Below are 13,445 nucleotides of genomic sequence, written 5' to 3'. Positions count from 1 at the left end.
AAAGGGAGGAGATACCCGATGCCCCAAAAGATACTGATCGTAGACGACGAACCCAACATCGTCCTGTCCCTGGAGTTCCTGATGAAGCGGGAGGGTTTCCAGGTGGCCGTGGCCGCCGACGGGGACGCCGCCCTGGAGCAGGTCCAGGCCTTTGCCCCGGACCTGGTGCTGCTGGACGTGATGATGCCGAAGAAGTCCGGCTACGAGGTGTGCGAAATCCTGCGCGCCGATCCGGCCCGGAGTGCCATGAAGATCGTCATGCTCACCGCCAAGGGGCGGGACACGGAAGTGGCCAAGGGCCTGGCCCTGGGGGCCGATGCCTATGTCACCAAGCCCTTTTCCACCAAGGACCTGGTGGCCCAGGTCAGGTCCCTGCTCGCGGCGGGCTGAGCCATGCAGGCCCGTTATCGCTTCATCCTCGCGGTACTGGTCCTGGGCGCCCTGGTGACGGGGCCCTTCCTGCTCACCTCCGCCCTGGTGTGGATGGAAATGAAGGAACCCCAGCGGCTCCTGCTCAAGGAGCTGATCGTGCCGCACCTGCCCCTGGGGACCCTGCTCACGGCCGTGGGTTTCGGCCTCGGCCTGTTCGTGGTGCGCACCCTGTTCCGCCAGTATGTCCAGGGCCTCCTGAAAATGGGGGAACACCTGCGCCTGATGCTGGGGGCGAACCGCAATTTCCGCGTCACCGCCGCCGACGGCCCCCCTGAAGTGCAGCAGGTGGCCCGGGCCATCAACGATCTGGCCCAGCAGCGGGACGAGCTGATGAACGACGTGGAAACCCAGATTGCCCGGGCCAAGGCTTCCGTGGAGGAAGAGAAGAACCGCCTCGCCGCCCTCATGTCGGAACTGGCCCAGGCCGTGGTGGTGTGCAACCTGGATGGCCGCATCCTGCTCTACAACAACCGGGCCCGGCTGGAGTTTCATGCCCTGGCCCAGGGTCCTACCTCGGTGGCGTCCGGCGCCCTGATCGGCCTGGGGCGCTCGATCTTCTCGATTCTCGACAAGAGCCGCATCGCCCACGCGGAAGAGGCCATCCGCCAGCGCCTGGCCCGGGGACTGGCCGCCAACGTGGCCAACTTCGTCACCACCACCCGGAACGGCCAGTTCCTGCGCGTCCAGATGGTGCCGGTGATGGCGGCCGGGGAAGGGCAGGGGACCGAGCGCAGCATGTCCGGCTACGTGCTTACCGTGGAGAACATCACCCGCAGCCTGGAGCAGGAGCAGAGCCGCAACCTGGGCCTGATGGAACTCACCGAGGGCAACCGCTCGGCCCTGGGCAATGTGCGCGCTGCGGTGGAGACCCTGGCCGATTATCCGGACATGGATGCCCGGGAGCGGGAGGGTTTCATCCGGGTGATCTCCGAGGAGGTGGGGCGCATGAGCCGCCGCCTGGATGCCAGTGCCCAGCGTTTTGCCGATGCCATCAAGACCCGCTGGCCCCTGGAGGATGTCTCGGCCGAAGACCTGGTGAGCGCCGCCCGGCGCCGCATCGAGGAACTGTTCAAGCTGCCCAGCAAGGTGGAGGCGGCCGAGGAAAACCTCTGGATCAAGGCCGACAGCTTTTCCCTGATCTTTGCCATCTGCTTCCTGGCCGGGCGCCTGGCCGACCACTACGAAATCAGGGAACTGCGTTTTCGCATCCTCACCGAAGGGCAGCTGGCCTACCTGGACCTGATCTGGGCCGGCCATGCCATGTCCTCGGAAACCTTCTATTCCTGGGAGCTGGAGAGCATGCAGGTGGGGCAGGAGAGTTCCCCCATGTCCCTGCGCGAGGTTCTGGACCGGCACGGGGGGGAAATCTGGTACCAGCGGGAGAAGGCTGCGCACCGGGCCTATTTCCGCTTCGTCCTGCCCGTGGCCCAGGCCGTGCAGGAAAGCCTGGAATCCCCGTCCGGCAGCGAACAGGGGCGGCCCGAGTACTACGATTTCGATCTGTTCAACTTCCAGGACACCGCGGTGGACCTGGACCGGAACCTGATGGAAATGGCCTACACGGTCTTCGACACCGAGACCACGGGCCTGGAACCAGCCAGCGGCGACGAGATCATCCAGATCGGCGCGGTGCGTATCGTGAACGGCCGCCTGCTGCGCCAGGAACGCTTCGACCAGCTGGTGGACCCCGGCCGTCCCCTGCGTCCGGAAGGCATTCCCATCCACGGCATCACCGAGGAAATGGTGCGCGGCCAGCCCACCATAGACGTGGTGCTGCCCGCCTTCCATGCCTTCTGCAGCGAGACCGTGCTGGTGGCCCACAACGCCGCCTTCGACATGCGCTTCCTGCAACTGAAGGAGGAGCGCACCGGGCTGAAGTTCGTCCAGCCGGTGCTGGATACCCTGCTGCTCTCGGCGGTGATCCATCCCAACCAGGAATCCCACAAGCTGGACGTGATCGCCGAGCGCCTGGGCATCCAGATCGTCGGGCGCCACAACGCCCTGGGGGATGCCTACGCCACCGGGGAGGTGTTCCTGAAGATGCTGCCCCTGCTGGCGGAAAAGGGCATCCACACCCTGCGCCAGGCCCTGGAAGCCTCCCAGAAAACCTACTTTGCCCGGGTCAAGTACTGAGCCATGGCCGAGCCCTTGCCCTGTGCCGACTGGCTGGCCCTCATGTCCGGCTTGGCCGCGGCCGGCGACAGCCGCAGTCTGGCGGCCCTGGCCGGGGAGGGCCGGGCCCTGTGCCAGGCCCTGCTGCGGGAGGGGGGCGGCCCCCGGCTGGTGGGCCGCTGCCTGGCTGCCGTGAGCGACCAGGTGACCCGCCGGGCCATCGTGCTGGCGGGGCGGGCCCACCGCCTGCCGGAAGTCCCCTGGTGCTGGCTCTGCTTCGGCTCCGAAGGCCGGGAGGAACAGACCCTGGTGACGGACCAGGATAACGGCATCGTCTTCCTGGCACGGGACGAGACCGAGGCCAGCAGCCTGCAGCCCTGGTTCCTGCCCTTTGCCCGGCAGGTGAACGAATACCTGGCCGCCGCGGGCTATCGCCTCTGCGACGGCAACATCATGGCCGGCAATCCCGACTGCTGCCGTTCCCTGGAGCAGTGGCAGCAGGTCTTTCACCACTGGCTGCGCTGCCCGGAGCCGGAAGCCCTGCTGAACGGCACCATCTTCTTCGACCTGCGGCCCGTGTACGGGGAGGCGGGGCTCTGCGCCCAGCTCCAGGAAGCCATCCTCGAACAGGTGGCCCAGGCTCCGGCCTTTCTGCATTTGTTCTGCGACAACGCCCTGGCAGTGGCGCCACCCCTGGGAATGCTGGGAGAATTGCACCCTGACGAGCAGGGGGGGCTGGACCTGAAGAAGTTCGGGACCCGCCTGTTCGTGGACGGCGCCCGCATCCTGGCCCTGGCCCATGGGGTGGCCCAGGTGCAGACCGTGGCCCGGCTGGAAGCCGCCGGCCCCCTGGCGGGCATGGCCCCCGGGGACGTGCAGGCCGCCGTGCAGGCTTTCCTGCACCTCCAGGGGCTGCGCCTGGAACACCAGGCCCGGGCCCTGGATCAGGGGCTGGCGCCCGACAACCGGATCCGCCCGGAGCAGCTGGCGGAAATGCAGCAGGCCATGCTCAAGGCGGTCTTGCGCCAGGCCCGGGCCCTGCAGCACAAACTTGGACACAGTTACGGATTCACCCATTAGGAGACCATCTTGAGTGGCGAACAGCAGGGGCGGGCGGAGGCCCGGGGGCAGGGGCAACAGGGGGTGGGCATGAATACCCGGCGCTTCCTGGAGCGGCATCCGCCGTTCCAGCGCATGGAGCCCGGCGCCCTGGATTACCTCTGCGGGCAGGCGGAGCTGGCCTTCTTTCCCCGGGGGGCGGAGATCGTCGGACCCGGGGACGGGGTGGCGCGGGAGTTCTTCATCATCGAGCAGGGCCAGGTCCAGTCCCTGCAGGTGGGGGACGTGGCGGTGACCGGCCATGCGGTGCTGTCCCTGGGGGTGGGCGAGTGTTTCCCCATCGGCGCCGTGACTGCCCAGCGTCCCTCCACCAACCGCTACGTGGCGGCCAGCGACGTGTCCTGCCTGGTGCTGGCGGCCGAAGGGGTGCTGCGGCTCATGGAGATGAGTCCGGAATTCAACGCCTTCTGCACCCGCTACATCGCCACCCTGCTGAACCAGTCCCGCCAGCAGCTGCAACTGCTTTTTTCCCAGCGCGCCAGCGACCAGCAGACCCTCAATTCCCCCCTGGTGCAGGTGGGCTCCCGCAACCCCCTGGCGGTGCCGCGCGACACGCCCCTGCGCCAGGCCCTGGAAACCATGTCCCAGGCCCGGGTGGGCTCGGTGGCGGTGGTGGACGGCCAGGGCCGGCCCCAGGGCATCCTCACCCAGGCCGACCTGCTCGACCGGGTGGTGCTGGCCGGGGCCGACCTGGGCCAGCCCGTGGACCGGGTGATGACCCCCGATCCCTGCTGCCTCCATGAACATGGCTGCGCCTACGATGCCATGCTGCTGATGGCGTCCCGGGGCATCCGCCACGTGCTGGTGGTAGACGAGGAGGGCAAGCTTTCCGGCGTGGTCTCGGAGCGGGACCTGTTCGCCCTGCAGCGCATCGGCCTGACCCAGATCCGCCAGGCCATCGAACACGCTCCCGACGTGGCCGGCCTGCAGCAGGCGGCCCGGGACATCCGTCAGCTGGCCTTCAACATGCTGGCCCAGGGGGTGGGGGCGGAGCAGCTGACCCAGTTCATCTCCACCCTCAACGACGCCCTGACCCGGCGCATCCTGGAGCAGAACCTGGTTCACCACGACCTGTACGGCATCGAGTGGTGCTGGCTGGCCTTCGGCTCCGAGGGACGGGACGAACAGACGTTCAGTACCGACCAGGATAACGGCATCATCTTCGTCTGCGACGATTTCAGCGACCGGGAAATGCTCAAGATGCGCCTGCTGGATTTTGCCCGGGCGGTGAACGAGGACCTGGACCGCTGCGGCTTCCCCCTCTGCAAGGGCAACATCATGGCCAGCAATCCCCAGTGGTGCCTGACCCTGGAGGAGTGGCAGGAGCTGTTCGGCGAATGGATACGCCGGCCCCAGCCCGAGGCCCTGCTGAATGCCTCGATCTTCTTCGACTTCCGCGCCCTCTACGGCCAGACCCACCTGGCCGACCGGCTGCGCCGCACCCTGCTCAACCACACGGCGGAAAATCCCATCTTCCTGCGCGCCATGGCCGTCAATGCCCTGGCCGTGGCGCCGCCCCTGGGCAAGATCAGGGATTTCGTCACCGATCTGGAACCCGAGCATCCGGGCGCCATCGACCTGAAGAAATACGGCGCCCGGCTGTTCGTGGATGGCGCCCGCATCCACGCCCTGGCGGCCGGGGTCTATCACACCAACACCCTGCAGCGCCTGCGCCAGGCGGCCACCCGTCTGTCCCTCAATGCCGAGGAGATCGACGCCATCATCGAAGCCTTCAACTTCATCCAGCTGCTGCGCCTGCGTCAGCAGCAGTTCGACGGGGTGGCGGGGGAGCAGGGCCATAACCTGGTGTATCCGGAGCGGCTCAACGAGCTGGACCGGCGCATCCTCAAGGAAGCCTTCCGCCACGCCCGCAAACTGCAGCAGAAGCTGCGTCTCGACTATCAGGCGGGGTGAACGGTGCCTTTCGGATTTTTCGACAAGTCTTCCCTGGCACCCGCCCTGGAGGCCAGGCTCAAGGCCTGGCAGGCCCTGGAGCCGCCGGCCCTGCAACTGGCCCATTACCAGGTCCGCTACCTGGTGCTGGACCTGGGCGGGCAGGGGGAGCGGCAGACCCTGGCCGCCCTGGGCGTGAGCCGCGGCCGGATCAGCGGCCAGGACGCCTTCTGGCTGGATCTGGCCACGGCTGGCGCGGAGCAATGGCTGGAGTGGCTGGAGTTCATGGGCAAGTCACCCCTGGTCTGCCATCAGGCGCCCCTGGTGGGGGGGCTCCTGGAGCCGCTCCTGAAGCAGGCCCTGGGCCTGGAGTTCAAGCCCGTCTGGCTGGACCTGGCCCAGCTGCTGCCCGAACTGTTCCGCGATGCCCGGATTCAGGGCGTGCGCCAGGACGCCTGGCTGCGGCATTTCGAGCTGGAGCTGCCGCAGCCCGGTGATTCCATGGCTGGGGTGCTGGCCCAGGCCCGCCTGCTGCAGCGCCTCTTGGCGGCCGCCAAGGCCCGGGGTGTGGATAACCCGGGCGCCCTGCTGGACCTGGCCCGGGCCCGGCGCTGGCTGCATGGAGACGCCTGAGTGAGTGCCCTGTCCCAGCAATTGCGCCGCTACTACGGCTGGTATACCGGCGGTTTCCTGGCCCTGCTCGGGCTCCTGGCCTGGCTGGAGCAGCAGGGCATGCCGGCCCGCTGGATCGGCTACGTGTTCCTGTTCTTCACCATCTTCCTCTACGCCGCCATCGGCATCCTCAGCCGCACCGCCGACGTGTCGGAATACTACGTGGCCGGGCGGCGGGTGCCGGCCCTGTTCAACGGCATGGCCACCGGCGCCGACTGGATGAGTGCCGCCTCCTTCATCGGCCTGGCGGGCACCCTCTACCTCAGCGGCTACCAGGGCCTGGCCTACGTGCTGGGCTGGACCGGCGGCTTCGTGCTGGTGGCCCTGCTGCTGGCCCCCTACCTGCGCCGTTTCGGCCAATACACGATCCCGGACTTCCTGGGGGCCCGCTACGGGGGCAACGGGGCCAGGCTGGTGGGGGTGGCGGCCGCCATCCTCTGTTCCTTCGTGTATGTGGTGGCCCAGATCTACGGGGTGGGCCTGATCACCAGCCGCTTCGTGGGCCTGCAGTTCGAGGTGGGCGTGTTCGTGGGGCTGGCCGGCATCCTGGTCTGCTCCTTCCTGGGGGGTATGCGCGCCGTGACCTGGACCCAGGTGGCCCAGTACGTGATCCTGATCGTCGCCTACGTGGTGCCGGTGGCCATCCTCTCCTACCAGAACACCGGGGTGCCCGTGCCCCAGGTCATGTACGGCCAGGTCCTGGCCCAGGTGGGGGAAGTGGAGCAGGAGCTGTTTGCCCGGCCCGCCGAACTCGACGCCCGGGAGCAGTACGCCGCCAGGGCCGCCGCCTTCCGCGACCGGATCGAGCGCCTGCCCGGATCCCTGCAGGAGGAGCGGGATAGCCTGACCCACCGCATCAATGTCCTCAAGAACCAGGATGCCTCGGCCCGGGAGATCGTCGCCCTGGAACGGCAGCGGCGGGAGTTGCCCGCCACTCCCGAGCTGGCCCGGGAGCGCTGGCAGGCGGAAATGCAGCTGGCCGAAGCCAAGGCCAGTCCGCCCACGCCCCACGCCCAGGCCTATCCGGGCAAGACCGAGGCGGAGCGGGACCAGTCCCGGCTCAACTTCCTGGCCCTGGTGTTCTGCCTCACCATCGGCACCGCGGCCCTGCCCCATGTGCTGATCCGTTACTACACCACGCCCACCGTGGGGCAGGCCCGGGAGTCGGTGTTCTGGTCCCTGCTGTTCATCATGGTGCTCTACCTGACGGCCCCGGCCTATGCCGTGTTCGCCAAGTTCGAGATCTACACCCACCTGATCGACCTGGAGCTGGACAAGCTGCCGGCCTGGATCTCGGCCTGGAGCCGGGTGGGGCTGGTGTCCATCGAGGACATCAACGGTGACGGCCGCCTGCAGCTGGCGGAACTCAGCCTCAACCCGGACGTGATCGTGCTGGCCATGCCGGAGATCACCGGCATGCCCTACGTGATCTCCGGTCTGGTGGCGGCCGGCGGCCTGGCGGCGGCCCTGTCCACCGCTGACGGCCTCCTGCTCACCATCACCAGTGCCCTGTCCCACGACGTCTATTACCGGATCATCCGCCCCGATGCCACCACCCAGTGGCGCCTGGTGATCTCCAAGTCCCTGCTGCTGGTGGTGGCGGTGCTGGCGGCCACCGTGGCGGCCCAGAAGCCGGGCACCATCCTGTACATGGTGGCCTGGGCCTTCTCCCTGGCGGCCTCGGCCTTCTTCCCGGCCCTGGTGCTGGGCATCTTCTGGAAGCGGGCCAACAAGCAGGGCGCCGTGGCCGGCATGCTGGTGGGGGTGCTGGTGTCCCTCTATTACATGGTGCGCCTGGAGGTGGACCAGATCGGCTGGTTGGGGCTGCAGCATGTGCGCATGGAGCCCTGGTTCGGTATCGAATCCATCGCCTCCGGCGTCTGGGGGGTGGTGGCCGGCATGCTTACCATCATCCTGGTCAGCCTGGTGACGCCGCCCCCTTCCAGGGAAATCCAGGCCTTTGTCGAAAGCGTCCGCTACCCGGCCCCATGAACGAGATGACCCCCGCGACCCGGCGCCAGATTTACTGGCTGCGCAACCGCCAGCTGACCGGAGGCTTGCTGCTGCTCTGGTTCCTGGTGACCTACCTGGCCAGCTACTACGCCGATGCCCTGAACGGCATCGTGGTGCTGGGCTTTCCCCTGGGCTTCTACATGGCGGCCCAGGGCAGCCTGATCATCTACGTGCTGATCGTCGGGTGGTATGCCCTGGCCATGCGCCGATTGGAGAAAAAGTACGGGATTCAGGACCAGGGAGGCTAAACGCCATAAAAGATCAGCAGAGGAATGCAGAAAACAGTTGCGCGGCAGAATTTTGATCTATATAATGCGCAGCTTGTCGGGGCGTGGCGCAGCCTGGTAGCGCACTTGCATGGGGTGCAAGGGGTCGCGAGTTCGAATCCCGCCGCCCCGACCATTGATTCAAGCACTTAGGCCAACCTTCGGGTTGGCCTAAGTGCTTTTTGTCGTCCGGAAAAAGCCTGGAAAAACGCCGGGCCGGCGCGGCAGGCCCATGAAAAATCAGGAAATTCCGGGGGAAATCGGGAAATGCCTCGAAACCGGGCTTTTTCGGCGGAAGGGCAGTGCTCATTCCTGGGCCCTGGGCGACCCGCTGCAGCCCGGATGCAGTAGCATCACCGGGTGTGGTGAGCCTTAAGTGATTGATGAACATGCAGAGTTTGAGCTATGTCGTGTTGCTGCGGGCCTGTGGCCGTGAGCATTTTCTGCTCTGGCAAAGTGGCGGCGCCGCACCGGACCGCTATGTGCTGCAGCCTGGGACCTCATCCTTCCTGAGGGCGGCCACCCTGGAGGCCCTGCTGGATGGGGCGGTCAAGCTTGGCTGCCGGGTGGCGGAGCCGACGCCGGAAGTCCTGGACCTGGACCGCTTGTTCAGGATGCTGGCCGCCCTGCGACCGGAGCGCAGTTCCTCGACCAGGACCTGCGAATGTTTGCTGAACGGGTGGAACACCCTGGAGGACATGGCCCGCTCCATCGGGATTCCCATGGATGCTCCTGATCCGGAAGAGAAAGCAACCCTGGGCCTTGCCTACGACAAGTTGTTCTACGGTAACAACCTGCCCGCGCTGACTCCCGCAGGACAGCGCTACAACCCCTTGTTCACGGCCGGGGAGCGGCGGGCGATGCGCCGCCATCTCCGCCGTCTGTGGCAGGAAATCACGGTGCGCAGCGGGCAGTTTTCAAGGCACTGAGTTCAAGGCGCTGAGGCGGCTTCCGGGCTTTAACGCATCCCGCCTGCCCGGGCTCAGGCCCGCTTGAGGCCTGGCTCCCCGGTGGCGCTGTTGCAGTGCCGGCATAGCCCATGCAGGGTGGCCCCGGTGGCTTCCATGCCACGGCGGGCGGCTTGCTGGCGCAGGTGCTCCAGCAGCTCCGGGTCGTCCACCCGCTCCTGGTGGCCGCAGCAGCGGCAGACCAGGCGCAGCACCAGCCCGGGCACGTTCCGGGGATGGTAGAGGTAGGAAGCCCGGTGGCCGTCCATCCACTGGCGGGTCAGGAAGCCCGCCGTCTCGAAGTCATGCAGAACCCGGTACACGGTGGTCAGGCTGATCGGCTGCTGGTGCTGCCGCAGGGTCTGGAACAGCTGCTCCACGGAAAAACTGTCCTGCCCCAGGGTGTCGAGGGTGCCCAGGACGCTCAGGCGTTGCAGGGTGGGGCGCAGCCCGGCCTGGTGCAGACGCTGCAGACGGATGTGCAGGGTGTCGGTCAGGTGCGGCATGGTCCGGGGCGGTGGAACAGGGGTAAGGGGGCGGAGGCGGGGGCGCTCATCTCAGGGTTCCCCCACCGTGAAACTCAGGGTGGCGGTGTGGCGGACTTCTGCATAGCGTTTGCCATCGATCTCCACCGCCCCATTCACCTTGGCGGAGACTTCGAGCAGGTAGAGGCCGGGAAACGGCGTGTCCAGGCTGATGCTGCCGTCCGGGGCGGGACGCAGCACCCGGCGCCAGCCCCGGGATGTCCACACCTGGACCTGGGCGGCGCTGACCGGCTTGCCCTTCCAGAACAGCCGGAAGGTGCTGGCTCCGGGGCTGGCGGGCACCAGTTCCAGATCGGCCACCGCTGCTGTTTCGTTGCGGCCGCTGCGGGCATGGAAATACTGCAGCACGCCGGCTTCCAGTTCCTGGCGGGCGGAAAAACGCAGGTCCCCCTGGTGGTCGCCGGGCAGGTCGAAGTGCTTGCCCTGGGGGCTGCTTTCCAGGGCGCGGTTCTTCAGGTCATAGGCCCGGGGGGCGGTGAGCCCCTCCAGGCTGCCGCGGGGCTGCTCCAGTTCCCCGGCCAGGACCCGGGGCGGGCTGGTGGCGGGGTCTATCCACAGGTAATCGGCCCGGCCTGGCGTACTCCAGAGCAGGGTGCAGGCGAGCAGGGCAGGCAGGAAGGCAGTGCGGCGCATGGGGATTCCTTTTCAGGTGGAACAGCAGCAGGACGGCAGGTCCGGGAGGCAAACAGGGGGCAACCCGATGGGCAAGGCAAACTCCGGCCGGGGCCGGGAGCAGCGGCCTCCCTCACGGGGCTCTCAATAGACATGTCGTTTGAGAACGGGAAAAGGGCTCGTTATTTACAAATTCTTACGAATGGGGCGGCGGCAGAGGCAGGGGCAAGGGTGCGCCGGAGTCAGGGCTGGTAGTAGAAAGCCTGGGGGAAGCGGACGTCCTGGCCTGCTGCAGTGCTTGTCTGGCCCCCCGGCATTGGGCGTGTCGGTGGACAGGGCTGCGGCCCTCTGGCAGGATTTTTTCCCATGAGTCCCATCCCCGATCCATCCTCCGCCGAGCCGCAGCGCCTGAGTGGTCTGGCGCCAATCTTCGCGGGGCACATCCGGCTCCTGATCCTGGGCAGCTTTCCCTCGCCGGCCTCCCTGGCCGCCCAGCAGTACTACGGGCATCGGCAGAATCATTTCTGGCGCCTGCTGGGGGCCCTGTGGGGGGAGGACCTCCAGGCGCTGCCTTACCCGGAGCGCACGGCCCGGGTGCTGGCCCACGGCATCGGCATCTGGGACGTGTACCAGGCCTGCGTCCGCCCGGGGGCCCTGGATGCCGACATCCGGGCCGGGGAAGCCAATGACTTCGCGGCCCTGGTGGGGCAGGCCCCGGCCCTGCGCCGGGTCTGCTTCAATGGCCGCACGGCGGCGAAGTTCGCGCCCCGGCTGGCGGCCCTGGGGCTGGAGACCCGGGTGCTGCCTTCTTCCAGTCCGGCCTACACCTTGGCTTTTGCGGCCAAGCTGGAGGGCTGGCGCCAGGGTCTGCTGGGCTGAGCCGCGGCTCCCCCGTGGCCCGGATTGCCGCTGCCCGCCCCGCTCCCGGCTTTACCTGGTTTTACCCGCAAGGCGAGTCCGGAGCCGCTGTCGGGGCGAGGTTGCTGCCGGGCTTGATGCTATAGTCCTTAACTTTTCTGATCCGTTGTTGCCCTTTGCCATGACCGAGCTGCCCGTCCACGAACACCGACTCAATCTTCCTGAAGTCCTCACCTGGCTGGTGGCCGACGGCATGGTCAGCCAGCCCGATGCGGAGGCCCTGCGGGCGGAGCGGCAGTTGAAGGGGGGCAACACCCATCCCCTGATCCTGGTGGCCGAGCAGAAATGGCGTGCCCTGGCGGCGCCCCACAAACCCCTGAACCTGGAAAACCTGACCGAATGGCTGGCAGGCAGGGTGGGCCTGCCCTACCAGCATATCGACCCCCTCAAGATCGATTTCACCGGGGTGGCCGATGTGGTTTCCAGCGCCTACGCGGGGCGCTTTGCCATCCTGCCCATCGGCATCGACCTGCGCGAGGTGGTGATCGCCACCTCGGAGCCCTTCCTGCGGGAATGGGAAAAGGAGCTGGAGCACATCCTCAAGAAGAAGGTGCGCCGGGTGCTCGCCAATCCGGCCGACGTGAGCCGCTATCTGGTGGAGTTCTTCAACCTGGCCAAGTCGGTCAAGAAGGCGGCCCAGAAGGGAGGGCAGAGCAGCGGCCTGTCCAGCTTCGAGCAGTTGGTGGAGCTGGGCCGCACCAACCGTCAGCTGGATGCCAATGACCAGCACATCGTGCACATCGTGGACTGGCTCTGGCAGTACGCCTTCGACCAGCGCGCCTCGGACATCCACATCGAGCCCCGGCGCGAGGTGGGCATCGTGCGCTTCCGCATCGACGGAGTGCTGCATCAGGTGTACCAGATCCCCATGGCGGTGATGACCGCCATGACCAGCCGCATCAAGCTCCTGGCGCGCATGGACGTGATCGAGAAGCGCCGGCCCCAGGACGGGCGGATCAAGACCCGCATGCCCGACGGGGACGAGGTGGAACTGCGCCTGTCCACCCTGCCCACGGCCTTCGGCGAGAAGCTGGTGATGCGGATCTTCGACCCGGAAGTGCTGGTGCGCGATTTCAAGCAGCTGGGGTTTTCCGAGGATGACCTGTCCCGCTGGGGGCAGATGACCGGCCGGCCCAACGGCATCATCCTGGTCACCGGCCCCACCGGCTCGGGCAAGACCACCACCCTCTATTCGACCCTGAAGCAGCTGGCCACCCCCGAGGTCAATGTGTGCACCATCGAGGACCCCATCGAAATGGTGGAATCCTCCTTCAACCAGGTGCAGGTCCAGCATGCGGTGGAGATGAATTTTGCCGAGGGGGTGCGGGCCCTGATGCGCCAGGACCCGGACATCATCATGGTGGGCGAAATCCGCGACCTGGAAACGGCGGAAATGGCCATCCAGGCCGCCCTGACCGGGCACCTGGTGCTGTCCACCCTGCACACCAACGATGCCGCCTCCGCCATCACCCGGCTCCAGGACCTGGGGCTGCCCGGCTACCTGATCAACGCCACCCTGCTGGGGGTGATGGCCCAGCGCCTGGTGCGCACCCTCTGTCCCCACTGCAAGAAGCCGGCCCCCATGACCGAGGTGGACCGGCAGGTCTGGCGCAACCTGGTGCTGCCCTGGAAGGCCAACGAGCCGGCCCAGATCTACCATCCGGTGGGCTGCCTGGAATGCCGCATGACGGGCTTCATCGGCCGGGTGGGGGTGTACGAGCTGCTGCTCATGAGCCCCGAGGTGCGCAAGCTGGTGGGCAAGGAGACCGACGCCGCCCGGGTGCGGGATCAGGCCTGTCGCGAGGGCATGCGCCCCCTGCGCATTTCCGGGGCCCTCAAGGTGGCTTCCGGCATCACCTCCCTGGAGGAAATCGTCCGGGTGGCGCCGCCCGCGGACGATGGAAGTTGATACCCGT

12 protein-coding genes and 1 tRNA gene are annotated in these 13,445 nt (G+C 67.2%); 11 read left to right on the top strand and 2 right to left on the bottom strand.

Features of this window, described 5'->3' with window-relative positions; translation table 11 throughout:
* Positions 1-18: 18 nt before the first annotated feature.
* The 9 genes from G474_RS0111735 to G474_RS0111695 all read left to right on the top strand — a co-directional run bounded on the left by G474_RS0111735 (position 19) and on the right by G474_RS0111695 (position 9,436).
* Positions 19-390 (top strand): response regulator transcription factor, encoded by a 372-nt coding sequence (locus G474_RS0111735; RefSeq protein WP_026687141.1) that lies wholly within the window; start codon positions 19-21, stop codon positions 388-390.
* A 3-nt stretch (positions 391-393) separates the two neighbouring features.
* A complete protein-coding gene (locus tag G474_RS0111730; RefSeq protein WP_026687140.1) occupies positions 394-2,565 on the top strand; it encodes a 3'-5' exonuclease in 2,172 nt (723 codons plus the stop codon).
* Between the two features lie 3 nt (positions 2,566-2,568).
* Complete coding sequence (locus G474_RS20575; protein ID WP_051282240.1) at positions 2,569-3,624, top strand: DUF294 nucleotidyltransferase-like domain-containing protein; 1,056 nt, start codon at positions 2,569-2,571, stop codon at positions 3,622-3,624.
* Positions 3,625-3,693: 69 nt separating this feature from the next.
* Positions 3,694-5,577, top strand: coding sequence for a DUF294 nucleotidyltransferase-like domain-containing protein (locus G474_RS0111720; RefSeq protein ID WP_026687139.1), 1,884 nt, complete (start codon positions 3,694-3,696; stop codon positions 5,575-5,577).
* A gap of 3 nt (positions 5,578-5,580) precedes the next feature.
* Positions 5,581-6,189: a PolC-type DNA polymerase III domain-containing protein gene (locus G474_RS0111715; RefSeq protein WP_026687138.1), complete on the top strand. Its 609-nt coding sequence runs from the start codon at positions 5,581-5,583 to the stop codon at positions 6,187-6,189.
* Positions 6,190-8,220, top strand: a complete 2,031-nt coding sequence (locus G474_RS0111710; protein WP_026687137.1) for a VC_2705 family sodium/solute symporter — start codon at positions 6,190-6,192, stop codon at positions 8,218-8,220.
* A gap of 5 nt (positions 8,221-8,225) precedes the next feature.
* Complete coding sequence (locus G474_RS0111705; RefSeq protein ID WP_026687136.1) at positions 8,226-8,489, top strand: DUF4212 domain-containing protein; 264 nt, start codon at positions 8,226-8,228, stop codon at positions 8,487-8,489.
* A gap of 77 nt (positions 8,490-8,566) precedes the next feature.
* A tRNA-Pro gene (locus tag G474_RS0111700) sits at positions 8,567-8,643 on the top strand.
* 247 nt (positions 8,644-8,890) lie between these two features.
* Complete coding sequence (locus G474_RS0111695; protein ID WP_026687135.1) at positions 8,891-9,436, top strand: hypothetical protein; 546 nt, start codon at positions 8,891-8,893, stop codon at positions 9,434-9,436.
* A 53-nt stretch (positions 9,437-9,489) separates the two neighbouring features.
* Here G474_RS0111695 and G474_RS20570 read toward each other — a convergent pair whose 3' ends face one another.
* Positions 9,490-9,960, bottom strand: a complete 471-nt coding sequence (locus tag G474_RS20570; RefSeq protein ID WP_051282239.1) for a Fur family transcriptional regulator — start codon at positions 9,958-9,960, stop codon at positions 9,490-9,492.
* A gap of 51 nt (positions 9,961-10,011) precedes the next feature.
* Positions 10,012-10,632, bottom strand: coding sequence for a hypothetical protein (locus G474_RS0111685; protein ID WP_026687134.1), 621 nt, complete (start codon positions 10,630-10,632; stop codon positions 10,012-10,014).
* 345 nt (positions 10,633-10,977) lie between these two features.
* On the opposite strand from G474_RS0111685, the gene G474_RS0111680 reads away from it, so the two are divergent.
* Together G474_RS0111680 and tfpB are read left to right on the top strand one after the other, a co-directional pair.
* Positions 10,978-11,490 (top strand): DNA-deoxyinosine glycosylase, encoded by a 513-nt coding sequence (locus G474_RS0111680; RefSeq protein ID WP_084513729.1) that lies wholly within the window; start codon positions 10,978-10,980, stop codon positions 11,488-11,490.
* A 160-nt stretch (positions 11,491-11,650) separates the two neighbouring features.
* Positions 11,651-13,438 carry a type IV pilus assembly ATPase TfpB gene (gene tfpB, locus G474_RS0111675; RefSeq protein ID WP_026687132.1) on the top strand — a complete coding sequence of 596 codons (1,788 nt, stop codon included), beginning with the start codon at positions 11,651-11,653 and terminating at the stop codon, positions 13,436-13,438.
* Positions 13,439-13,445 lie beyond the last annotated feature (7 nt).

Origin of the sequence: Azovibrio restrictus DSM 23866 (assembly GCF_000429665.1) — a bacterium.
Lineage (GTDB): Bacteria > Pseudomonadota > Gammaproteobacteria > Burkholderiales > Rhodocyclaceae > Azovibrio > Azovibrio restrictus.
Note: the sequence above shows the minus strand (reverse complement) of the source record. Positions and strands in the feature narration are given on the sequence as shown.